This is a genomic window from Pseudacidovorax sp. 1753 (assembly GCF_040544975.1).
Lineage (GTDB): Bacteria > Pseudomonadota > Gammaproteobacteria > Burkholderiales > Burkholderiaceae_C > Xenophilus.
Map to the genome: position 1 here is coordinate 360,868 of NZ_JBEPKY010000002.1, position 22,719 is coordinate 383,586.

At 71.0% G+C, this 22,719-nt stretch carries 19 protein-coding genes; 7 read left to right on the forward strand and 12 right to left on the reverse strand.

The window, feature by feature from the left end:
- Position 1 precedes the first annotated feature (1 nt).
- Together ABIC63_RS04145 and ABIC63_RS04150 are read right to left on the reverse strand one after the other, a co-directional pair.
- Positions 2-1,354, reverse strand: a complete 1,353-nt coding sequence (locus ABIC63_RS04145; protein ID WP_354318798.1) for a sensor histidine kinase — start codon at positions 1,352-1,354, stop codon at positions 2-4.
- Positions 1,351-2,013, reverse strand: coding sequence for a response regulator (locus tag ABIC63_RS04150; RefSeq protein WP_354318799.1), 663 nt, complete (start codon positions 2,011-2,013; stop codon positions 1,351-1,353). Before ABIC63_RS04150 ends, ABIC63_RS04145 begins: the two co-directional genes overlap by 4 nt.
- Positions 2,014-2,104: 91 nt before the next feature.
- Between ABIC63_RS04150 and ABIC63_RS04155 the strand changes: the two genes are divergently transcribed.
- Both ABIC63_RS04155 and ABIC63_RS04160 read left to right on the forward strand, forming a co-directional pair.
- The gene (locus tag ABIC63_RS04155) at positions 2,105-4,153 is read left to right on the forward strand and encodes a S9 family peptidase (RefSeq protein WP_354318800.1); all 2,049 of its coding nucleotides are present in this window, start codon (positions 2,105-2,107) and stop codon (positions 4,151-4,153) included.
- Between the two features lie 25 nt (positions 4,154-4,178).
- Entirely contained in the window at positions 4,179-4,739 is a 561-nt protein-coding gene (locus ABIC63_RS04160; RefSeq protein WP_354318801.1) for a hypothetical protein, read from the forward strand.
- A 49-nt stretch (positions 4,740-4,788) separates the two neighbouring features.
- On the opposite strand, the gene ABIC63_RS04165 is transcribed toward ABIC63_RS04160, so the two are convergent.
- From ABIC63_RS04165 to msrA, 9 genes are all read right to left on the reverse strand, one after another.
- Positions 4,789-5,298 (reverse strand): DUF4019 domain-containing protein, encoded by a 510-nt coding sequence (locus ABIC63_RS04165; protein WP_354318802.1) that lies wholly within the window; start codon positions 5,296-5,298, stop codon positions 4,789-4,791.
- A gap of 17 nt (positions 5,299-5,315) precedes the next feature.
- Positions 5,316-7,874 (reverse strand): YadA family autotransporter adhesin, encoded by a 2,559-nt coding sequence (locus ABIC63_RS04170; RefSeq protein WP_354318803.1) that lies wholly within the window; start codon positions 7,872-7,874, stop codon positions 5,316-5,318.
- A 565-nt stretch (positions 7,875-8,439) separates the two neighbouring features.
- Positions 8,440-9,675 (reverse strand): OmpA family protein, encoded by a 1,236-nt coding sequence (locus ABIC63_RS04175; protein WP_476345029.1) that lies wholly within the window; start codon positions 9,673-9,675, stop codon positions 8,440-8,442.
- Entirely contained in the window at positions 9,672-10,022 is a 351-nt protein-coding gene (locus tag ABIC63_RS04180) for a hypothetical protein (RefSeq protein ID WP_354318804.1), read from the reverse strand. Before ABIC63_RS04180 ends, ABIC63_RS04175 begins: the two co-directional genes overlap by 4 nt.
- Before the next feature lie 204 nt (positions 10,023-10,226).
- Positions 10,227-12,323, reverse strand: coding sequence for a TonB-dependent receptor (locus ABIC63_RS04185; protein ID WP_354318805.1), 2,097 nt, complete (start codon positions 12,321-12,323; stop codon positions 10,227-10,229).
- Between the two features lie 82 nt (positions 12,324-12,405).
- Positions 12,406-12,819, reverse strand: coding sequence for a hypothetical protein (locus ABIC63_RS04190; protein WP_354318806.1), 414 nt, complete (start codon positions 12,817-12,819; stop codon positions 12,406-12,408).
- Positions 12,820-13,034: 215 nt separating this feature from the next.
- The gene (locus tag ABIC63_RS04195) at positions 13,035-15,209 is read right to left on the reverse strand and encodes a TonB-dependent receptor (RefSeq protein WP_354318807.1); all 2,175 of its coding nucleotides are present in this window, start codon (positions 15,207-15,209) and stop codon (positions 13,035-13,037) included.
- 79 nt (positions 15,210-15,288) lie between these two features.
- On the reverse strand, positions 15,289-15,714 hold the full coding sequence (locus ABIC63_RS04200) for a hypothetical protein (protein WP_354318808.1): 426 nt from the start codon (positions 15,712-15,714) through the stop codon (positions 15,289-15,291).
- 41 nt (positions 15,715-15,755) lie between these two features.
- Entirely contained in the window at positions 15,756-16,316 is a 561-nt protein-coding gene (gene msrA, locus ABIC63_RS04205; RefSeq protein WP_294369795.1) for a peptide-methionine (S)-S-oxide reductase MsrA, read from the reverse strand.
- 154 nt (positions 16,317-16,470) lie between these two features.
- Between msrA and ABIC63_RS04210 the strand changes: the two genes are divergently transcribed.
- From ABIC63_RS04210 to alr, 5 genes are all read left to right on the forward strand, one after another.
- Positions 16,471-17,130, forward strand: coding sequence for a TetR/AcrR family transcriptional regulator (locus ABIC63_RS04210; protein ID WP_354318809.1), 660 nt, complete (start codon positions 16,471-16,473; stop codon positions 17,128-17,130).
- Between the two features lie 41 nt (positions 17,131-17,171).
- Positions 17,172-17,843, forward strand: coding sequence for a protein-L-isoaspartate O-methyltransferase family protein (locus ABIC63_RS04215; protein ID WP_354318810.1), 672 nt, complete (start codon positions 17,172-17,174; stop codon positions 17,841-17,843).
- Positions 17,844-17,954: 111 nt separating this feature from the next.
- A complete protein-coding gene (locus ABIC63_RS04220) occupies positions 17,955-18,296 on the forward strand; it encodes a rhodanese-like domain-containing protein (protein WP_354318811.1) in 342 nt (113 codons plus the stop codon).
- A 13-nt stretch (positions 18,297-18,309) separates the two neighbouring features.
- Positions 18,310-19,671 carry a TolC family outer membrane protein gene (locus ABIC63_RS04225; protein WP_354318812.1) on the forward strand — a complete coding sequence of 454 codons (1,362 nt, stop codon included), beginning with the start codon at positions 18,310-18,312 and terminating at the stop codon, positions 19,669-19,671.
- Positions 19,672-19,811: 140 nt separating this feature from the next.
- On the forward strand, positions 19,812-20,954 hold the full coding sequence (gene alr, locus ABIC63_RS04230) for an alanine racemase (RefSeq protein WP_354318813.1): 1,143 nt from the start codon (positions 19,812-19,814) through the stop codon (positions 20,952-20,954).
- Positions 20,955-21,072: 118 nt separating this feature from the next.
- On the opposite strand, the gene ABIC63_RS04235 is transcribed toward alr, so the two are convergent.
- Positions 21,073-22,719: a 3-deoxy-D-manno-octulosonic acid transferase gene (locus tag ABIC63_RS04235; protein ID WP_354318814.1), complete on the reverse strand. Its 1,647-nt coding sequence runs from the start codon at positions 22,717-22,719 to the stop codon at positions 21,073-21,075.

Consider the following 22,719-nt stretch of genomic DNA (forward strand, 5'->3'; position numbering starts at 1 on the left):
ATCAGGGCAGGCGCAGATGAAAGCCCGCGCCTCGCCCTTCCAGCCCCGGGCCCAGGCGCACCTCGCCGCCCAGCCGCGCGGCTGCCTGCCGCACGATGGCCAGCCCCAGCCCGGCACCGCGGGTGAGCGGATCCGCACCACGGTGGAAGCGCTCGAACACCTGCGCGGCCGCCTCGGGCGCGATGCCCGGCCCATCGTCCTCCACCGACAGGCACAGCGGATGCGCCGAGCCGGCCAGCGAGACAACGATGCGCGTGCCCGGCGGCGTGTGGCCGATGGCGTTGGCCAGCAGGTTCTGCACGATGGACAGCAAGGCCCCGGGCTCGACGGCAACCGTCAGCCGGTCGGGTGCGGCGAGGCTGAGGTCCATGTCGCGCGCCATGGCCGCAGGCGCCATGTCCGCCATCACCTGGCGCAACCACTGCGCCACGTCGATCACCGGTGGCGCGGCCGAGGGCGCATCGTCCAGCCGCGCCAGATCCAGCAGTTGTTGCGTCAGGTGCGAGGCGCGGGCAATGGCCGACTCCAGCTGCTGTTGCGCCTCGCGCCGCTGGCCGACATCGGCGGCGCCGACCAGCGCATGGGCCTGCGTCGCGATCACGGCCATGGGCGTGCGCAGCTCGTGGGCCGCGTCCTGGACGAAGGCCCGCTCACGGTCGATGCGGGCCTTGAGCTGGGCCAGCAACCCGTCCAGCGCTTGGGCCAAGGGCTGCAACTCGGCGTGCCGCGCCTGGAAACCCAGCGGCGCCAGGTCGGCCGGCGATCGGCGCTTCAAGCGTTCCGTGAGTTGGCGCAACGGCCGCAGGCCCAGCGCCACGGCCAGCCAGGCGGGCACCAGCACCAGCGGAAGCGCGATCAGCAGATAGGGCAGCACGGCCCGCGTGTTGTTCGGCACGACGAGTGCCAGCGTGCGCTCCGGCTCGGCGGCATAGACACGCCAGCGGCCGGCATCGGCACGGTAGATCCAGTAGGGCACGCCATCCATGTCCATCGTGCGCACGCGACCGGGCGGCACGGCGAGCGCCCGGTCGCGCAGCAAAGGCGCGCTGAACAGCAGCCGCCCTTGCCCGTCCTCCAGCCGGAAGACCAGCGTGCCGGTCGGATTCCCGCCCAGACGCAGCCGGCCGTAGATGGTCTGCATGGCCCGCACCGTCGCCACCGCCTGGGCCTCGTCGTCGATGGCGGCCAGCGCCTCGCCCAGGCCGCCGCCCAGGCGGCTCAGCGGCTGGCTCACCGCGATCGATTGCCGGAAGCTCAGCCACATGTAGGCCTGCAGCACCGCGAGCACCAGCACGAAGGACAGCAGCACCACGAGGAAGAGGCGCCGCGACAGCGACCGTCGCCAGATCGTCATGGCGTGACAAGCAGGTAGCCCACGCCGCGCACGGTGCGGATGCGGTCGGCGCCGATCTTGCGGCGCAGGTTGGAGACATGGACCTCGACGGTGGCGAAGTCCAGCGCCTCGCCCAGCGGCTCCATGCGCTGGGCCAGCAGGCCCTTGGGCAGCACGGTACCGGGCTCGCGCGCCAGCTCGAGCAGCAGGCGGAACTCCCGCGGCGACAGCTCCAGCGCTTGGCCGTCCAGCCGGGCCGCATGGCCGCGCGGCTCCAGCGTCAGGCCGCCACCCAGCGTCCAGTGCTCGCTGGCCTGCCGGGCCGAGCGGCGCAGCACGGCGCGGATGCGCGAGATCAGCTCAGCCGTGGCGAAGGGCTTGACCACGAAGTCGTCGGCTCCGGCGTCGAGGCCGGCGGTGCGGTCCTCCACCGCCGAGCGCGCGGTGATGACGATCACCGGCAGCTGCTGCCCGCTGCGCCGCCAGCGCATGAGCAGCGACTGGCCGTCGCCGTCGGGCAGGCTCAGGTCCAGCAGCACGCAGGCGAACTGGGCCGCGTCCAGCACCGCGGGCGCATCGGCGGCGCGGCGCAGCCATTCGCTGCTCAGGCCCTCGACCTTGAGCGCCGCCTGCAGGGCGCGGCCGAGGTCCAGGTCGTCTTCGATCAACAGGAGGTGCACGGCAGGGATTGTGGCGGGCGCTTTCTTTGGCGAAGCCAAAGGTGCGGCCGCCACAATGCCGCGGCCAGAGGGATCTCAGGAGGAGTGTTCGATGACGTCTCGTACCCTGCGCCGCCTTGTGGCGCTCGCCGCACTGGGCCTGCTGCTGACCGTGGCGGGCTGCGCCACCGCACCCAGCCACCCGGCCGTCCAGGCCGCCGCCCGCGAGGGCCGGCTGCCGCCGCTGGTGCCGATGCGGCGCTTCGTGGCCGACCTCGACTTTGCGGACGGCCACATCGTCTCGCCGGACGGACGGCGGCTGCTATGGCGCCAAGTCGTGGGCACCGACATCGGCCTGGCCGTGCGTCCGGCTCTGCCCGAAGACGGCGCTGGCGCGCCGCGGCGCATCGCGACCGGCACACTCGCGCGCCCGGGTGCCTCCGGTGCCACCTATGCCTGGCTGCCCGACAGCCGCCATATCGCCTACCAGAAGGACTTCCGCGGCGACGAGAACACGCAGTTCTTCGTGGTGGACGCCGACAACCCCGAGGCCTCGCCCTGGCCCGTGACGCCCTGGCCGGGCGTGCGCTCCACCTTCGTGGCACGCGGGGCACCCGGCACTGCGCGCTTCTTCTTTGCGAGCAACCGGCGAGAGCGCAGCAGCATGGACCTGTACGAGGCGGATGCCGTCACGCGCACCATTCGGGAAGTGGCCCGTAGCGAGGCGGACGGCCGCGTGATCGGCTGGCTGATCGGCACCGACCACCAGCTTGCCGCGCGCTGGCGCCAGCTCGGCCCCGCGGACGGCGCGGACGTGGCGGTCGAGCTGCGCCAGCCCGACGGCGGCTGGCGCCGGCTGCGCACGGTGCCGGCCTTCTCCTTCTTCTCGATCCACCGCATCGACCCCGCCGCCGGCAGGCTCTGGGCCATGACCAACATGGGCCGCGACAAGGTGGCGCTGGTCGAGGTCGACCTGGCCACCGACCGCGAGACCGTGCTTGCCGAGCATGCCGAGGTCGACCTCGACGGTGCGTGGTTCCCGCCAGCGGCGGGCGGGCCGTATGCCGTCTCCCTCCTGCCCGGCCTGCCGCAAATGAACTACCTGGACGCTGGCATCGGCGCCGAAGTGGCCCGCGCCGCCGACGAGGCCCTGGCCCGGGACTGGATCGATGCGCCGCCCGTGATCACCCGGCCCACCAGCACGGCCCAGGACAACGAGCGCATGGTGCTGCGCGCCACCACGCAGACCGAGGCGGTGGAGATGCTGCTCGACCGCGCGACCGGCCGCCTCGAGCGGCTGACGCCGCCGCGCCGGCCCGAGCCCGGCCTGTTCTCGCCCATGACGCCGTTTGCCTTCACCGCCTCCGATGGCCTCAGGATCCATGGCTACGTCACGCGCCCGAGTGGCGTGCAGGGGCCGGCGCCGACCGTCGTCGCGATCCACGGCGGCCCGTGGGTCCGCGACACCTGGCAGCTGGCCGGCTACACCTTCGCCCAGATGCTGGCCAATCGCGGCTATGCGGTGGTCCAGGTCAACTACCGCGGCTCGGCCGGCTACGGCAAGGCGTTCATCGAGGCGGGCAACGGCGAATACAACGGCCGGATGCAGCAGGACATCGCCGAGGGCACGCAATGGGCCATCGACCAGGGCATCGCGGACCCGAAGCGGCTGGCCGTGCTGGGCGCCAGCTTCGGTGGCTTCTCGGTGCTGGCCCAGCTGATCCAGAAGCGGCAGGACTGGCGCTGCGGCGTCGACATGGTCGGTGTGGCCAACTGGCCGCGGGTGATCGAGAACTGGCCGCCCTTCTGGCGCAACCGCCACTACTTCGCGCGCACCTTCGGCGACGTCAACGACCCGACGCAGCGCGCACGCATGCTGGCCAACTCGCCCATCAGCCGGATCGACCGCATCGACGTGCCGCTGCTGGTGGTGCACGGCGACAACGACGTGCGCGTGCTGCGGCAGGATTCCGACGAGGTGGTCGCCGCGCTGCGGGCGCTGGGCCGGCCGGTGACGCACCGGCGCTTCGCCAACGAGGGCCATCAGGTGCGCCACTGGCGCAACCGCCTGGCCATGTGGCGTGCCACCGAGGACATGCTGGCCGGCTGCCTGGGCGGGCGCAGCGCAGGCCTCGACCTGTTCGAGCTGATGCCGCGATGAGTCCGCGGCTCGCACAATGGCTTCCATGGATCTGATGAACCGCTACCTGCCGCGCCATCACTTCGCACAGACGCACAGCCTTCACGTTCCCGCGGCACCGGCCCATGTGTTGGCCGTCGTGGGTCGCGCCGACGTGGTCGACGACCCGGTGGCACGCCGCCTGATCGCACTGCGGGAATGGCCGAACCGGCTGGCCGGCCGGCTCGGCTTCGCCGCCGCGCTCCAGGGCCGGCCGGCCTTCGGCCTAGCCAACTTCACCGACCTGGGCCAGGACGGCGACCGCGAGAGGGCTTTCGGCCTCGCAGGTCGCTTCTGGCAATCCGACTATGGCCTCATCGACGTGCCTGATGCGCCGTCCTTCCTTGCCCTGGAAGCATCCGGCATCGCCAAGCTGGTGATGAACTTCTGCGCCGGGCCCGAGGGACGGGGTACGCGGCTGACGACCTGTACCCGTGTCTGGTGCTGCGACGAGGCCGCCCGACGCCGCTTTCTGCCCTACTGGTTGCTGATCCGGCCGGCGAGCGGGCTGATCCGGCAGCGCCTTCTGCGTCGTGCACGCGACGCAGTCCTGCGCGAAGCCACCTGACCCCGCCAGGGCGCCGCGGCCAGGCCGCGTGCGCCGACAAGCCGGAGCCTCAGTGCCGCGCCGCCGCCGGAGCGCCGTGGATCACGTAGCCCGTCACCTTCCACGCCCCATCGGGCTCCAGGCGGTAGGACACCAGCTCTTCGATGGCCGTGCCGGCCGAGTCCCTGGAGGTGAGCACCACGCTCAGGTAGCGCCCGCTCGGCGCGCCGGAGGACTTGTTCATGTCGATGACGGCCATGTTGACGAACTGCCGCGGGCCGATCTTGCGGTAGACCGCACGGCGGGCCTTGATGTCCCGCACGAAGCGATCCCGGGCGATCTGCTTCTTGATCGCGGGTGAGGCGTTGTCCCAGATGACCTCGACGCGGCCGGTGTCCACCAGCTGCGCGATGCGCAGGGAGCGCGCGACGATGGCCGCGCGGTCGACCTTCGGCTGCGGCGCCTGGGCCATCGCGGCCCCGGGCGCCAGGCACAACATCAGCAGGGCCAGCAGTCCGTACAGCAGGGTTTGCCAGGCGGCCGTCGGAAAAGAAGGATGGGGTCGGTCGCGCAGAACCATCGGCGTCGGCATCCCGCTCACTCGAAGGCCCCGGACAGGCCCACGCGGATGCCCACGCTGCCCTGCGTGTCGGCCGACACGCCGCCATTGACGCTCCAGCGGCCGTCGCCCGAGGTGCTGCGCAGCGACATGCCGAAGGCCGACTGCCCGCCGTAGTAGCCCATGCCGGCGCCATAGGTGACCTTGCCGGCCAGGTACGGCGCAGTCTCCATCGACATGGCCGCGGCGGTGCCCGCCGATGCCTTGCGGGCCACCTGGTCGATGTTCTGCTTCAGCGACCCGGCGACGGCGTCGGTGTACGCATTGGCGCTGGCCACGCCGGCCTGCAGCTGGTTGAGGTTGACGGCGTCCGTCCCCTTGACGCCCGGCGCCACGTTGGAGATGACGGTGCCCTGCGGCGCCTGCCCGTTGCCGAGCACCACCGACGAATAGTCGGTGCTGCCGTCGGCGCGGGTGGCGTAGGCGACGCTGGACTGCTGAACCGAGCGCAGCTGGCGAACGTTGACGGCATCGGTGTCGGCGGTGCCGCCGGCCACGTTGGTGATCTGCCGTTCGGCGCCCGCGCTGCCCACCGACACCGCGCCCGCCGTCGAGGCGACGCGCACGCCGCTGAAGGCCTCGCTCGCGCCGTTCATGCCGGCGCGGTCGGCCACTGCGCCCGCGCCCAGGGCCACGCCGCCGGTCGCGCTGGCCACCGCCGCGCCGCCGATGGCCACCGACTGGCCAGCCCCCGAGGTGGCGCCGGCGCCCAGGGCCACGCTGCTCGCGCCAGCCGACGCGGCATTCACGCCGATGGCGGTGGAAAGCAGGCCCGTCGCGCCGTCGTTGTTGTAGTTGCCACCGGGCGTGCCGCCATCGTTCACGCCCACGTAGTGCGTGCGGCTGGCCTCGGTCGCGGCGAGCCGGGCCACCAGGGCGCCGATCGCATCGTTGGTGGCATAGAGCTGGCTGCCGTTGACGGCATCGGTGCTGTCGGCACTCAGGCGACCGGCCGCGACGTTCTGGATCTGTCGCTCGGCGCCGACCTGGCCCACGCTGACGACACCGGCCGCGGTGCCGCCCGCAAAGCTGTACTGCGTGCCATCGAGCACGGTCCCGGCCGTGGAGGTGGCGGCCCGGGTGGTGCTGCCATTGCCCAGCGCGACGCTGTTGGCCTCGGTCGCCTTGGCGCCGGCACCGAGGGCCGTCGACTGGTCGCCGGAGGCCTGCGCGCCGCTGCCCGCGGCCAGCGCGTCGGCGCCGGTGGCCGTGGGCGCCGCATATTGCGTGGCCGAGCCGCTGACCCAGCGCTCGGTGTTCACCCCCTGCACCGCGGCCTGCAGCTGGCCGAGGTTGACGGCATCGGAGGCCTTGACGCCGTTGCCCACGTTGGCGATGGCCGCGCCACCGGCATCGATGCCGCTGGCGGTCACGCTCGGCCCGCCCACGATCACCAGGCCCTGCGGCCCGAGGTTGACCGCGCTGCCCATCTGCAGGCCGGTGGCGCTCAGCACGTTGGTGCCCACCGTCACGCTGTCGAAGTTCACGTCCCGGGCGGTGGAGACGCGCAGGCCGTTGGCCGTGCGCTCGACAGAGATGTTGGAGCCCTGGCTCACGTCCACCGTGTCACCGGCGGAGACCTTGCGGTCGTCGGCCGAATTGACGCTCAGCCGCCAGCCGGCGTCGGTGCTGGCCTTGACCGAGTCGATGGCCTGCTGCGCCGCATAGAGCTGGCTGCCGTTGACCGCGTCGGTGCTGGCGGCGCTGACGCTGCCCGGTGCCAGGTGGATCAGCTGGCGCTCGGCGCCCGCAGCGCCGATGCTCGCCACCCCGCTCGCGGTGCCGGCATAGGCATAGTTGACGCCGCCCACCGTGCCGCCGGCGACCTGGGCGGCGGCACGGTCCTGGCTGTTGCGCCCCAGCACCACGCTGCCGGCCTGAGTGGCCATGGCATTGCTGCCGATGGCCACGGCATAGGCCCCGGTGGCCTGCGCGCGATTGCCCGCGGCGATGGCGCCGTCGGCACCGGCATTGCTGTCGCTGCCCAGCGCGATGGCGCCGGCATTGCCCATCGCGGCGGCCCGGGTGCCGATGGCCAGGCCGGCCGCGCCCCCCACGTTGGCCGACTGCCCCAGGGCGATGCCACTGGCCGCATTGGCCTGCGCCATGGAGCCCAGAGCCACGGACCCATCCGCCGTGGCGCGCGAACTCTCGCCCGCGGCCAGGCTGCGCGCGCCGGCAGCGACCGACTGGTCACCCAGGGCCGACGCGCGCGCACCGGAGGCATTGGCATAGCCACCCACCGCCACCGTGCCGGCAGCAGCAAAGCTGTTGGAGCCCACGGCCACGGCCGAGGCGGAGGCGCCGCCGCCGTTGGCACGGGCGTTCTCGCCGAAGGCCAGGTCGCCCCGGCCATTGGGACCCGTGCTGGCGCCGGCCCCCACCGCCACCGAGGCCTCGCCCGCCGAGGTGGCCTGGGCACCGACGGCCACCGCGTTCAGCGGCACCGCCTGCGCCTGCGCGCCGATGGCGACGCTGCCGATCGCCGTGGCGACGGGGCCGTCGGCGCAGGCACCCGCCGACGTCGTCAGATTCACTGAAATTCCGGTGCTCGAACCGGAATTCTGGGCGCCCTGGCAATTGGCCGCGGTTGCCGCCGTAGCGCTGGCCGAGAAAAGAAAATAAAGGGCCGAAGCACCGGCGATCCGATGAAAAACCGGTCGACGCCACAAATGAAATGGAAGGGGCGCGGACAGGGGGTGTGTGACGCCTGCAAGCGGTTCCTGCGTTGTCATTTCAATGTGTCTCCGCAAAAGACTGCCTTTGCAAAATGGCCAGGACTCGCCTCATGCTAGCGAGCGCCCGGCTGGAGACGAACGTCCAGATGCCCCGTTTTTGTTAACTAACTTACACATGCGGAGCATCGTCCGCGATCATTGCAAGTGTTGCAGGGGCCCGGGGCGGGCGAATTGGACGGATCCCGATCAATTCACCCGGACAGACCCGCGCGCTTAAATCGCAATACGCGCCCGATTCAACCCCAACCAAATGGAGGATTGATTCCGAGCGCCGCGGGCGCTATTGCAGTCATTGCCGCCGCGGGCTCTGCCGTGGCTGAAAGAACGTGAACCCCCCGGGGCGCCCTGAGGAAATCCCGCAGCCTCAAGCGGAGGCGGCGCAATCCTCGACCTTGAATTCCACGCGCCGGTCCAGCGCGTCGCTGGCATCGTCGGCACCGGTGCCGACGATGTTCTCGCGGAAGCCCATGCCGGCCTCCTTGAGGCGCTTGGCAAGGCTGGGTGCCTCGGCGGCCAGGCGCATGCGCACCACGGTCGCGCGCTGCAGCGACAGCCGCTCGTTGACCGATTCCGAGCCGGTACGGCTGGTGTGGCCCGTCACGAGCAGGCAGTTGTTGCTCATCTGCGCCGCCTGGCGGGCGATCTGGCGCAGCCACATCGGATAGACGCCGCTGATGCGCGAATCGCTCAGGAACTCCGTGGAGCCGGGCCGGAAGAGGAACTTCACGCTCAGCTTGCTGGCCTCCAGGCCCAGCTTGGCCAACTGGCCGAAGCTGCGCTCGGCGTCCGCAGTGCGGCCCAGCTGCATCTGCGTGAGGTACAGGCCGTTGTAGACACGCAGTTGCTGGCCGTCGGGCCGCTGGGCGGCGGCCTCGTAGCGCGTCAGCGCCTCCTGCCAGCGGCCGGCCGCGTAGGCGTCGATGGCCTCCTGCAGCACGGCGGTGGTGGGCAGGCGCTGCAGGTACAGCGCATCCGCCTGCTGGCCGGCCGGCGTCTGGCTGGTGCGGATGTAGCCGTCGACGGCACGGTCGCGGGTGCTGACGGGGCTGTCGCGGTAGAAGGCGGTGGGCCGGGTGTCCAGCTTCTCGTCGGCGATGCGCGCCACGGTCTGCGCGACCACGGTGCCGCTCTTGAGCTCGGTCAGCGCGAGGGCCAGCTGCCAGCGGCCGGCCGAGGCATCGGCCTGGCGGGTCAGCGTGCCGCTGAGCACGTACTGCGCCTGCTCCACGGCTTGGCTGTCGACCTGGTTGACGGTGAACTGGCTGAAGCGCTCCTGCATGCGCTGCACGATGCGCTGCTGGGCGGCCTGCGTCACTTCGGTCTGCTGGCCGGTGGTGCCGTCGAGCAACGGGTCGATGACGATGCGGCTCTTCTGCAGCCGCGATTCGACGCGGGCCAGGAAGGCCGGCATCTTCTGCGTCTGCACCATCAGGTCGTCCACCGCCTGCTGCACGGCGCGGTCGAAGGGCATGACCTCGGTGGAAGGCGCGGCCTTGTTGGCACACGCGGCGAGCAGCGTGCCCGCAGCCGCGATCAGCAGCAGCGCCCACAGGCGCATCCAGGCACGGAGAACAACAGCGGCAACGGCAGACGGATTCAACATTCGCTCCTCAGGTAGGCCATGTCCTGCGCCGACAGCGGTTCTCCCACCGCGGCGCGCATGTTGATGTCGATGCACCGGCGCGAGGCCGGCGGGCGTGGTGGCGGCGGGGGCGCCGCCGCTTCGGTGGACACGGGCGCGGTGGCCGGCGCGGGCCGGCTGCGCGCGGCCGGACGGGGCGCGGGCGGCGCGGCCTCGGCAGGGGCAGGCGTCGGCGCCGTCCGCGGCAGGGCCAGGCAGGGCGTCGGGCACGGCGGCGGCGCATCGGCCGCGACCACGGGCACGGCAGGTGCCAGCCATCCGCCCACGCCCAGCATCCACGCCCCTGCGAGCGCCGTCCCGCGCATTCGCGCTCAACCCACGCGCACGCAGACGCCGGACGGCGCGGCAGGGCCCGCTGTCCGGCCGTCCAGGCGAGCCGTGTGGAACATCATCCCGAAGAATGTAGAGGAACTATGTCACGGCGAACGCTTGCCGAATGGCCGGTCCGCCGAATGGCATAGGCGCGGGGCCGGGTGGTGGACCGCCCTGCCCCGCGCCTCGGCGGCCGATCAGAAATCGACGCGCAGGCCCACCTTCACGCTGCGGCCGGGCAGCGGCGCGCGGGGGTAGACGGTGGTGGTCAGGATCGAGGTGGCGCTGTAGGCCAGTTCGTTGCCCAGGTTGTCCACTCGTGCGTACCACAGCAGGCTGGCGCGCTGCACCTTCATGCGGTAGCCGAGGGAAGCGTTCCACAAGGTGTAGCTGTCCGTGGCGCGGTCGGTGGCCGGCACGCGCTTCTGCGCGGCATAGTGGTCGAAGCCGACGCGCGCGCTCCAGGGCCCGCTGGTCCAGGCCAGCGTGGCGCCGACGCGCACCGGGGCGATGCGCGGCAGCGGCTCGCCGGTGTCGGTGTTGGTGGCACGCACGGCATCGGCGCGCCATTCCAGGTCGAGGTTGCCACCGGCCTGCGGACGCAGGCCATCGTTGCCCAGCAGGCGCAGGCTGCCGCTGGCCTCGATGCCGGTGAATCGCGCCCGCACGCCGCGGTAGACGTATTCGGCCAGCAGTTCCTCGTCGAGCGCTGCGGCCAAAGCCTCTTCCGAGCCGCCAGCGAAGGACTCGCCCTCGTCGTTGCGCAGGTTGCCGGTGGCCGTCAGGCCGATGTAGTTGCGGAACTTCGACCAGTAGGCGTTGACGCGCGCGTTGTGGGGCCCGGACTTCCACTGCGCGCCGATGTCGGCGCCCAGCGAGCGCTCCTTCTGCAGATTGGTATCGCCCACCTCCCAGGCTGCGGTGGCCACGTGGGGGCCGTTGGCGAACAGCTCATAGTCCTTGGGCGCGCGCTCGGTGTAGGCCAGGTTGCCCGTGATCTGCCACTGCGGCGCCACGTTGTAGAGCAGGCCGAAGGAGGCGCTGTGTGGGTTGAAGCTGCGCTCGCCCAGCGCGAAGCGGGTGATGGAGAGGTCGTCCGGATAGCCCTGCGACGACACCTTCACCCGCTCGGTGCGCGCACCGAAGCTGAGCTTGCCCCAGGACAGCGGCAGTTCCTCGTACAGGAAGAGCGCATCGCTGCGCGTGCGGCTGTGCGGCGCGAAGGCCTCATCGCCGTCGGCGGCGAAGCGCGTGCGCTCGCTCTGCAGGCCGATCAGGCCCTCGAAGCCCGCGATGGGACGGTGGCGCGCCTCGATGCGCAGGTCGTTGCCCTTGTTCTTGAAGGTGGTGCCCGGTGAGCCGCCTTCGTACTCGGTGTGCCTGTAGTCGGTGTGGCTGGCCTTGGCATGGATGCTGGTGAAGAAACCGCCGGGGCGCCATTCGCCCTCGATGGCCTGGCGTTGCTGGCGCATGCCGATGGTGACGTCGTCCTCGGCCACGGTGCCGTAGTTGCTGCGGTAGTCGCTGACCGAGGCGCCGATCCAGCCGGCACCGCCGAAGAACAGCGTGCCGCCGACGGCACCGCCACGGCTCTCGGAGGCCGAATTGCAGATGCGCTTCTGCAGCACGTTGACGCCGCCCTTGCCGCACTCCAGCCAGGTGGGTGCATTCACGTCGTCGGCATGGCGGCGGAAGGCATCGACATGCAGCGCGAAGCGGTCGTTGCCGCCTTCGAGCACCACGGCGCCGCTGCCCTCCTTGCTGCCGCTGGCGTAGCTGGCATCGGCGCGGCCGCCGAAACCGTTGATCGGCTCCGTGGGGATGCGGTTGTCGATCACGTTGACCACGCCGCCCACGGCGCTGCCGCCATAGAGCAGTGCGCCGGGGCCGCGCAGCACTTCGATGCGGTCGGTGACGAGGGCGTCGGTGGGCACCGCATGGTCGTAGCTCAGCGCCGAGGCATCGAGCGAGGCCCCGCCGTTGGAGAGGATGCGGATGCGGTCGCCGTCCTGCCCGCGGATCGTCGGCCGGCTGGCGTTGGGCCCGAAGTAGGTGCTGGAGACGCCCGGCAGGCCCTGCAGCGTCTCGCCCAGTGTGGACTGCGAGCGGTACAGCAGCGCGCTGCCCGACAGTGCCTCGACCGGCGCGATGGATTCGGCGGCGCCGAGCGGATTGCCCGTGACGGTGATGGTGTTCAGGGTGGCACCTTCGGTCGCGGACTGGGCATGGGCCAGCGTGGACAGGGCGAAGAGGACGGCCGCGCCGATGGCGTGACGATGAAATTGGGGAGTCATGAGGAAGCTCGTTGAATTCGAAAAGACGTGCCGCCACGGCCCGCACAGGGCGGTCGCGGCAGCGTCGAGGAAGCACGGGAATTCAGCGAGCGCCGGGCGGACCGCGCGCATCGAAGTGCACGGTCCATCGGTAGATGGCGCGGACCTGGAGGCAGGCGAAGGTGGCCGCGGGCAGCGCCACCGGCAGCAGCACCAGCGGCACGCCCGGCAGGCCGGCGCCGTGCGAGAGCACGTCGTACAGCCGGCATTCGGCATCGGTCTTGTCCGCAAACAGCGCATGCAGCCAGGGATGGCGCGGCGCCTGGAGGGTGGCGCCGTCAGTCGGTACAGCGGGCGCGACGGATGCTGCGGATGTCGTGGCAGTCGTTCGCCAGGCGACATGCGGATGCTTGCCCGGCGCATGCAGGGTGCCGTGCACCAGGCCGAGCGTCGTCATCACCCACACTGCGACGAGCAGTGCGAGCGCGACGATGCGTGATGGCCCGGAGCGATTCATCCGCAGAAGCTCCTTCAGATCAGCTTTCCATGGCGCTGCGTGGCACCCGCGCCGCCTGACATCGGCGCGGCGGCAAGGATCGAACGGCCGCGGAGCAGGCCATGCCAGGGCACCCGAGGAACTGGCTTCGCCAGGCCTCGGGGTGCGCCCCCCTCCAAGCCGAAGGCGCCAGGGAGGGGGGAGCCGCGAAGCGGCATGGGGGGTGCTTTTTCACCTTAGAAATGCGTGGTCATGCTCACGTACAGGCTGCGGCGGGTGCCGTACTGCGGCGCGCCCACGCCGACGCCCGTGCCGTCGCGCAGCAGGTACTTCTCGTCGAACAGGTTCAGCACCGCGATGCGGCCCACCACGTCGCCGCCGTCGCCGTACTTCCAGGTGTGGGAGTAGGCGGCATTGACCACGGTGTAGTGCGGCAGCGCGGCGCTGTTGGGCGCGCCGCCGTCGGGCGTGCGCCGCAGGCCGCTGCCGTAGATCACGTCGCCGCTGACCTGGTCGTCGCCGAAGCGGTAGCTGGCGCCGGCCGAGGCCGTGTAGGTCTGGTCATGGTCCAGGTACACGTAGTGGTTGGCGATGTAGCTCAGCTCGTCCGCGCCGAAGAGCGACTGGCTGGACACGATGTTCTTGCCCATCGCCTTCTGGTGGGCCAGGTTGGCGTAGGCGGCCCAGTGGTCGTCGCTGTAGCGCGCCGACAGTTCCAGCCCGCGCGCGAAGCCCTGCGCATAGTTGAAGGGCGACAGGATCAACGCCTGGCCGAACTGGCCTTCGTCGAGCAGGTTGTCGATGTGCTTGTAGTACGCATCGGCCGACAGCGACAGGTGATCGCCCACCTTCTGGTCCACGCCGATGTCGAAGTAGCGCGAGCGCTCGGCCTTCACCGCGTCGGAGTTGGCCACCTCGGGCTGGTTGGTGGTTCCGGTGTAGAGGTTGATGCTCTGCTGAGAGGCCAGCTCCTGCGGCGGCGGGGTGAAGTAGCGCGCGAAGCCGGCATGCAGCGCGGTGCTGTCCGTGGCTGCATAGGCCAGGTTCAGCCGCGGGCTCCACTGGTGCTCCTTGGTGTACGCGTTCACGCTGTCGTAGCGCAGGCCGTAGTTGAAGGTGAGCTTCGGGTCGATGCGCCACTCGTCCTGCAGGTACAGGCTGGCCAGCTCGCCCGTCTTGCCCGAGTTGTCGTTGATGAGCACCGGCATGTCGCCCACCTGCGCGCCCGAATCGTCAACGGGGAACACGTTCACCGCATTGAGGCTGCGCGTGCTGGCCCGCGTGTACAGCCCGCCGAAGCGCAGCGTGTGGGCGTCGCCCAGCTTGTACGAGGCATCGGCCTGCAGGCCGTTGGACGAGTTGGTGCGCTCGGTGTCCGAGGCGACGCCGTTGTAGATCAAGTCGCCCACCGGGTCGGGACGGTAGTGGAGGCTCGAATACTGGTGGAAGGCCGAAAGCTGGAAGTCCAGCGCGCCCAGCGACTTCTGGTACGACAGCGCAACGAAGCGCGTGCTCTCGTTCTGGCGCTCGCGCACCTGCGACGAAGGCAGGCCGTTGTAGCCCGAGCCCAGGTCGCTGAAGCCGGCCAGCGAGAAGGCCGGCGTCTGGTTCGGATTGGTCGGGATCTGGAACTTGCCGTCGTAGGTGCCGAACATCAGGCCCAGCCGCGTGTCGTCGTCCAGGTAGTACGAGAAGTTGCCGAAGGTCTTGCCCTGGCGGGTGCGGTCGTTCTGGGCATTGAGCGTGGGCTGCGGGTTCTCGATGCCCTGGCTGTTGCCCACGCCACTGGCCGAAAGGTAGTAGCTCAGGTTGCCCTGGGTGCCGTACACCGAGCCGCTGCCTTCCAGCGTGTTGTGGCTGCCGAGGGTGAAGCCCAGCGAGCCGCCGGGCTTGCCGAAGCCCTGCTTGGTCTGGATGTCGACCACGCCGGCCGTGCGCAGCCCGTACTGGGCCGGCAGCGCGCCGGTCAGGTAGGTGATCGAGTCGATGTAGCGCGTATCCAGCGTCTGGCCGAAGCCGGAGATGCCTTCGGGCAGCTGCACGCCGTTGATGCGGTACTGCACGTTGCCGTGGTCGTCACGCACATGCAGCGAACCGGAGGCCTTGGAATCCTTGGCCACGCCGGGCAGGGTGAGCAGCACGTCGTCCAGCGGCGTGGCGTCGCCCTTGCCCAGCGCGCCGATGGCGCTCTGGTCGATGCGGTAGACGGTGGCGCCGGTCTCGGGCGACAGCTCCATGCGCGCCTTCTTCAGGCGCTCGGAGGTGACCTCGACGGTGGACAGCGTCTGGGGCTGGGCGGCGATGGCAGACGGCGTGTTTCCGGCAGCGGGGGCGTCCTGCGCAAAGGCAGGCACGCACAGGAGCGTGAGAACGGCAATGCCGATGGCACTGCGAGGGAATTTCTGGGGCATGAGAGGTCACTGGCGAATCGATGAACAGGCCGCTGCCGCCCACGCAGATGCGGGCGGCAGAAGCCAGGGCTCGGGGGATTCAGCGAGTGACGGGCGGACCGCGCGCGTCGAAGAGCGCCACCCAGCGCCGAAGCGCCTCGCCCTGCATGAAGGCGAACACCGCCGCAGGCGGCAGGTTGGGCAGCACAGGGAGCACGAGGGTGGGCATGGCCGCATCGTGCTGGAGCTGGTCCAGGATCAGGCAGAGCGCGCTGCCGTCGTCATGGTCGTCGAACAGCGCCGCCAGGCCGTGGTGCGCGGCATGCACCAGGGGGTGTACGCCTTGGGCAGCCAGCGAAGGACCATGACCCCCACCGTGGGTCTCTGCCTGAATCGCGTGCCCCCCGCCCGCATGCATGTGCAGCGTGCGGTGCATGAGCCCCAGCGCCGACGCGAACACCAGCACCCACGCCAGCGCGATGGCCAGCGCAGGCGAGGCGGTCGGGCGAAGGAAGCGGGGCGGCATGCGGGCGCGAGGTTCTTTCTTACGTGCAGGGATGGTGGGCCTCAGCCCTTCTTCACCCGCTCGGCAAAGGTCTTGCGGAACTTCTCGACCTTGGGCGCCACGACGAAGGCGCAGTAGCCCTGGTTGGGATGCTTGACGAAATAGTCCTGGTGGTAGTCCTCGGCCGGCCAGTAGCGCTGCAGCGGCGCGATCTCGGTCACGATGGGCACGCCGCCATAGGCCTGGTGGCTCGCCAGTTCGGCCACCACCTCGCGCACGGTGGCCAGTTGCGCCTCGTCGGTGGTGTAGATGGCGCTGCGGTACTGCGGCCCGACATCGTTGCCCTGGCGGTCGGGCGTGGTCGGGTCGTGCACGACGAAGAAGATGTGGAGGATCTCGCGCAGGTCGATGACGGCCGGGTCGAACTGCACCTTGATCACCTCGGCATGGCCGGTGGTGCCGCTGCAGACCTGCTCGTAGGTGGGATGGTCCACATGCCCGTTGGCGTAGCCCGATTCCACGTCCAGCACGCCTTCCACGCGGTCGAAGACGGCCTCGGTGCACCAGAAGCAACCGCCCCCGAGGACGATGGTCTGCGGCGATGCGGATGGGGTCTCGGACATGGCGCTTCTCCTGGGCAAACCGGCGATTGTGCCGCCTCGCCTTGACGCCCACGGAATCGGTGGCCAATAATTAATAACCAACCGGTCATTAATTTCGCTTGTCTCCCCGCCCATGGGTTCCTCTCCCTCCCTGCACTGCCGACTGCGTGACGCCATGACCGGCGCCAAGCGCGCGCGCCGCAAGGAGGCCCGGCCGGGCGAACTGCTGCAGGCGGCGCTCGACCTGTTCGTCGAGAAGGGCTTTGCCGCCACCCGATCGGAAGACGTCGCCGCCCGCGCGGGCGTCTCCAAGGGCACGCTGTTCCTGTACTTCGGCTCCAAGGAGGAGCTGTTCAAGGCGGTCGTCACCGAGAACCTGGCCGGCCGCTTCACCGAGTGGAACCAGGAGTTCGAGACCTTCGAAGGCAGCAGCCCCGACATGCTGCGCTACGCGCTGAACACCTGGTGGCAACGCGTGGGCAGCACGCAGGTGTCGGGCATCAGCAAGCTGATGATGAGCGAGGGCCGCAACTTCCCCGAGCTGTCGGCCTTCTACCACCAGAGCGTGGTGGCGCCGGGCAATGCGCTGGTGCGCCGGATCCTGGAGCGCGGGATCGCCCGCGGCGAATTCCGCGCCATGGACCTGGACCACGCCGTCCATGGCGTGGTGGCGCCGCTGCTCTTCATGATCCTGTGGAAGCACGCGCCCGAGGTGTGTGGCGGCACGGCCGCGCTGGACCCGGCGCGCTATCTGGCCGCACAGGCCGACCTGCTGCTGCACGGCATGTGCACCCGGCAGGGGCTGGCCGCGGACGGCGGCGCGGCAGGCTCCTAGAATCCCGGGCTTTGTCCGTTCTGCGTCGCCCCGCCCCCACCATGACCGCCTCCCTCGTCACCGATCCCCTGCGCTTCAACATGATCGAGCAGCAGATCCGCCCCTGGAACGTGCTCGACCTCGAGATCCTGGAACTGCTGACCGAAGTGCGCCGCGAAGACTACGTGCCCGCCGCCCACCGCGGCATGGCCTTCTTCGACATGGACATCCCGCTCGGTGACGGCCCCGGCCAGGTCATGCTCTCGCCCAAGATGGAGGCGCGGCTGCTGCAGGACCTGCATGTCAGGAAGACCGACTCCGTGCTCGAGATCGGCACCGGCTCCGGCTACATGGCTGCCCTGCTCGGCGCCCGCGCCGCCCGCGTGCTGACGCTGGAGATCGACCCCACGCTGGCCGCCACGGCCGCCCAGACCCTGCAGCGCAACGGCGTCGGCAACGTCGAGGTGCGCCATGCCGACGGCGCCAATCCCCTGCCCAGCGGCCCGACCTTCGACGTGATCCTGCTCAGCGGCTCGGTCGCCCGCATCCCGCAGAACCTGCTGGGCTCGCTGAACATCGGCGGCCGGCTGGCGGCCATCGTCGGCGACGAGCCGGTGATGCGCGCCCATTTCGTCACCCGCACGGCCGAAGGCAAGTGGGACACCCAGGAGCCCTGGGACACCATCGCCCCGCGCCTGCTGAACTTCCCGGAGCCCTCGCGCTTCAACTTCTGACCGGCACCGACCGCGCCTCGACCGCCATCCGTTCGCGCTGAGCCTGTCGAAGCGCCGGACCGGGACGTCGAAGGGGCGCCAGGGACGGTCTCCTGCCCACCCAGCGCCACCATGATCGACCAAGTCCCTCCCGCCCACCTGCAAGCCTGGTTCGACCAGACGCCCGACGCGCCGGCCGTGGTGCTCGACGTGCGCGAACCCTGGGAGCTGCAGACCGCCAGCGTGAAGCCCGAGGCTGGCTTCACCGTGGTGGCCGTGCCCATGAACGAGATCCCTGCCCGGATGGCCGAGCTGGACCCGGCCCAGCGCATCGCCTGCCTGTGCCACCACGGCGCCCGCAGCCAGCGGGTGGCCGCCTTCCTGGCCCACAACGGCTACGAGCAGGTCGCCAACATCAGCGGCGGCATCGACGCCTGGTCGCAGCAGCGCGACCCTTCCGTTCCCCGCTACTGAGCGGCGCACGCTCATGCGCCCGCTCGTTCTTCGCGCGGTGGCCCTGGCGGCCGCCACGCTGGCCCTGCATGGGCCGGCCGCCGCCCAGAACCTGGGCAGCCTCTACGACGCTGCCCGTGGCTACGACGCCAGCTACCAGGCCGCCCGCGCCCAGGCCGAGGCGACCACGGCCCGCGGCGAGCAGGCCCGGGCCGGTATCCTGCCGCAGGTGGGCTTTGCCGCCAGCGCCTCGCGCACCGACTCCGACATCCGCACGCCTGCCGGCACCGGGCCGCGTGACTTCTCTACGACCCAGGTCGGGGTGCAGGCCACGCAGCCGATCTACCGCCCCGCCAACTGGGCCAGCTACCAGCAGGGCCAGCGCCAGGCCGCGCTGGCCCTGGCCCAACTGCAGTTGGCCGAGCAGGACCTGATCGTGCGCGTGGGCCAGGCTTATTTCGACCTGCTGGCGGCCGAGGACAGCGTGCGGCTCATCCGCGCCCAGAAAGCCGCCGTGGCGGAACAGCGCGCCACGGCGCAGCGCAATTTCGATGTCGGCAACGCCACCGTCACCGACCAGCGCGAGGCGCAGGCCCGCTACGACCTGGTCGTCGCACAGGAGATCGCGGCCGAAAACGACCGCCAGGTGCGTCAGGTGGCCCTGGACCAGTTGGTCGGCCGCAGCGGCGCCACACCGTGGGCACCAGCCGGCGCCGCGTTGCCCGTACCGCCCCAGCCTGCCGATCTGGCCACCTGGGTCGCGCTGGCCGAGGACGCCCATCCCGCCATCGCCCAGGCACGCATCGGCGTGGACGTGGCGGCCCTGGAGACCGAGAAGGCCAACGCCGGCCATCTGCCCACCATCGATGCCACGCTGAGCTACGGGGTCAATCGCAATCCGGAAGGCACGCTGACGACGACGACGCCGACCACCGTCCATGCCACCCAGGCCGGCGTGCAGCTGAACCTGCCTTTGTTCGCGGGCTTCGCGGTGCAGAACCGCATCCGCGAGACGCTCGCCCTGGAAGACCAGGCCCGCGCCCAGCTCGACGGTGCCCGCCGCAACGTGGCGCAGGCCACGCGCACGGCCTGGCTGGGCCTGGCCTCGGGGCGCAGCCGCGTTGCCGCCCTCGAAGCCGCCGAGGCCTCCAGCCGCAGCGCGCTCGAAGCGACGCAACTGGGCTACCAGGTGGGCGTGCGCGTCAGCCTGGACGTGCTCAACGCCCAGGCCCAGCTCTACCAGACGCAGCGCGACCTGGCCGCCGCCCGCTATGCCGTGCTGCTGGGCGAGCTGCGCCTGCGGCAGGCGGCCGGCACCCTGGACGCCGAGGCGCTGCGCCCCATCGACGCACTGTTGTCGCCGGCCCCGATGGCTGCGGTCAGCCCTTCCCGCTGAGTCCGCACGCCCGGCGGCGCGCACCATGGCGGCCGTCAATCCTGCGGCCGATCACCGCAAAAACCGTGAAGGCTGCGGCGGGCTGCTGCCTATAGTCCCGTTCTTCCCCGCCCAGCACCGTGATCACGGTGATCGTGCCGATGAACGCTTCTGTCGCCCCTTCCCGTCTTGCCCCTGGCGCGCCCGAGATGGCCGCCCTGCCCGTCTCCGATCGCCCATCGCGCGCGGTCATCGACCTCGACGCGCTTCGCCACAACTACCGCCTCGCGCGCCAGCGCCACGGCGGCCGGGCCTTTGCCACCGTCAAGGCCGACGCCTATGGCCACGGCGCCGTCCCCTGCGCGCAGGCGCTGGCGTCCGAGGCAGACGGCTTCGCGGTCGCCTTCCTGGCCGAGGCCCATCCACTGCGCGCCGCGGGCCTCACACAGCCGATCCTGATCCTGGAGGGCTGCTTCTCCGCGGCCGAACTGGTCGCCGCGCATGCGCAGGACTGCTGGGTGGTGGTGCACCACGAAGCGCAGCTGCGCGCCGTCGAGGCGCATCCGGAACTCGTTGGGCTGAATGTGTGGCTGAAGGTGGACAGCGGTATGCACCGCGCCGGCTTTGCGCCGCCCGAGGTGCGCGAGGCGCACCGCCGTCTCGCCGCCTGCCCGCAGGTTGGCGCGATCACGCTGATGACGCACTTTGCCCGCGCGGACGAGCCCGACAGCCCCGCCACCGCCGCGCAGATCGCCTGCTTCGAGGCCGCGACGGCCGGCCTGCCCGGCGAACGCAGTCTTGCCAATTCCGCCGGCGTGCTCGCCTGGCCGGCGGCCCGCGGCGACTGGGCACGACCCGGCATCCTGCTGTACGGCGCCGATCCGCTGCCCGTGCCCGATCCGGCGCTGCGCGCGGTGATGACGCTGGAGAGCGAGGTCTTCGCCGTGCGCGAGCTTCAGCCCGGCGACGCGCTGGGCTACGGCGCCCGCTTCGTGGCCGACGCGCCCTGCCGCGTGGGGCTGGTGGCGATCGGCTATGCGGACGGCTACCCTCGCGTGGTGCCCACGGGCACGCCGGTCCTCGTCGGCGAGCACGCGAGCCGCATCGTGGGCCGCGTGTCGATGGACATGCTGACGGTCGACCTGACGAATCTGCCGGGCGAAGGCATCGGCAGCCGGGTGGAGCTGTGGGGACCACGCGTGCCGATCAATACCGTGGCCGCCGCGGCCGGGACGATCAGCTACGAACTGCTGTGCCATGTGCGGCGCGTGCCGCGGGTGTACGTGGGCGGCGCGGCAGGCTGAACGCTGCGCCGACCGAACCAGAGCCGGCTGAACGATCGCCCAACCCAACGCTGAGAGGCTGCAGAGTCACAGGCTGCGCATGGCGCCCTCTTCCCTTGCGGGAGAGGGCCCGCTCCGATCAGCCCCTGCGCTCTTCGGGCAAGATGAGCGGTGCCTCGGGGTCGAACACCGGCTCGGCGCGCTCGCCCGGGGCATGGCCCGTCGGCGGTACGGTCTTCGAGGCCGATGCGACCACTGTTCCCGGCTCCGCCATCGGTTCCGTCATCGGCTCCGGCGCCAGCGACGACGATGCCTGCAGTTGCGGCTCCGTCCGCGCAGCCAACGACGGGTCGGCAGACGCGGCCGTCGTGTCGGACCCGGCAGCCATAGCAACCGGCTCCGGATCGGGCACCGATTGCCCCAGCGCCAGGATGGCCGCCGCCGTGCGCTCGGCCGCGCCGCGGTGGCCGCCGGCAAAGCCCAGCGCCGCCTGCGACATCGCGGCGCAGCGGCCCTTGTCCGCCACCAGCGACAGCGCGTGCACCACGGCCTTCATCATGTCGTCCACGCGCAATGCACCGCCGGCGGCAATGGCCAGTTCGGCCGCCTCGGCAAAGTTGAAGGTGGACGGGCCCATCACGATGGGGCAGGCACAGGCCGCCGCCTCGATCAGGTTCTGTCCGCCCAGGGGCGCGAAGCTGCCGCCCAGGAGCGCGGCTTCTGAGAGGCCGTAGTACAGCGCCATCTCGCCCAGCGAATCGCCCAGCCAGATCTCCTCGCCCTCGGGCGCGCCCTCCGCGGTGGACCGGCGCACGCAGGCGAAGCCGCGCTGCGCGATCAGCTCGGCCACCGCGTCGAAGCGCTGTGGATGGCGCGGCACGATCAGCCACTGCACGTCGCAGGCGCGCAGGCGCGGCAGATGGCGGGCGCGCTCGCCGCGCGGGCGGCCCGGATTGCCGTCCGCGGCGGCCGCGGGACCGAAGTCGTCACTCGACGGCGCGGTGGTCCAGAAGTGGCGCAGTGCATCGAGCAGCATCGCCTCCTCGCCATCACGCGAGCTGGCGAACACCACCACCGGCTTGGGCAGGCGCGCACGCAGGGCCTGCGCATGCACCAGTTGCCGCGCATCGGGCTGCGCATCGAACTTGAGGTTGCCGAACACGCCGCCCAGCTTGGCGCCCAGCGACACGAGGCGGTGCGCATCGGCCTCGCTCTGGGCCCAGACGGCCGCCAGCGAGGCATAGGCCGGCCGCGCCAGCGAGGACCAGCGCTCGGCCTTGGCCAGCGACTTCTCGGACAGGCGTGCGTTGGCCAGCGTGAGCGGAATGCCCCGCTGTGCGCAGGCCGCTGTGAGCTCGGGCCAGACCTCGGTTTCCATCAGCACGCCGATGCGTGGACGGAAGCGGTCGAGGAATGCGGCCACGGCCTTCGGCGTGTCCCAGGGCTGCCAGACCTGCACATCGCCGTCCTGCAACAGCTTGGCGCCCTCCTCCCGGCCCGTGGCGGTGCCATGGGTCAGCAGGATGGGCACGCCGGGAAGCTGCCGGCGCAGTTCGGCGATCAGGATGCCGGCGGCGCGCGTCTCGCCGAGCGAGACGGCATGCACCCAGCAGGCGTCGCGGATCTGCAGCGCGGGGTCGTACACGCCAAAGCGCTCCGCCACCGCATGGGCATAGCCCGGCTCGGCCTTGGCGCGCTTGCGCAGCTTGCGTTTGAGAAGGGGCTGCGCGAGGCGGGTGAACCACCCGTAGAGGCGCAGCGCGGGAGAACGGGAAACGCGCGGCAC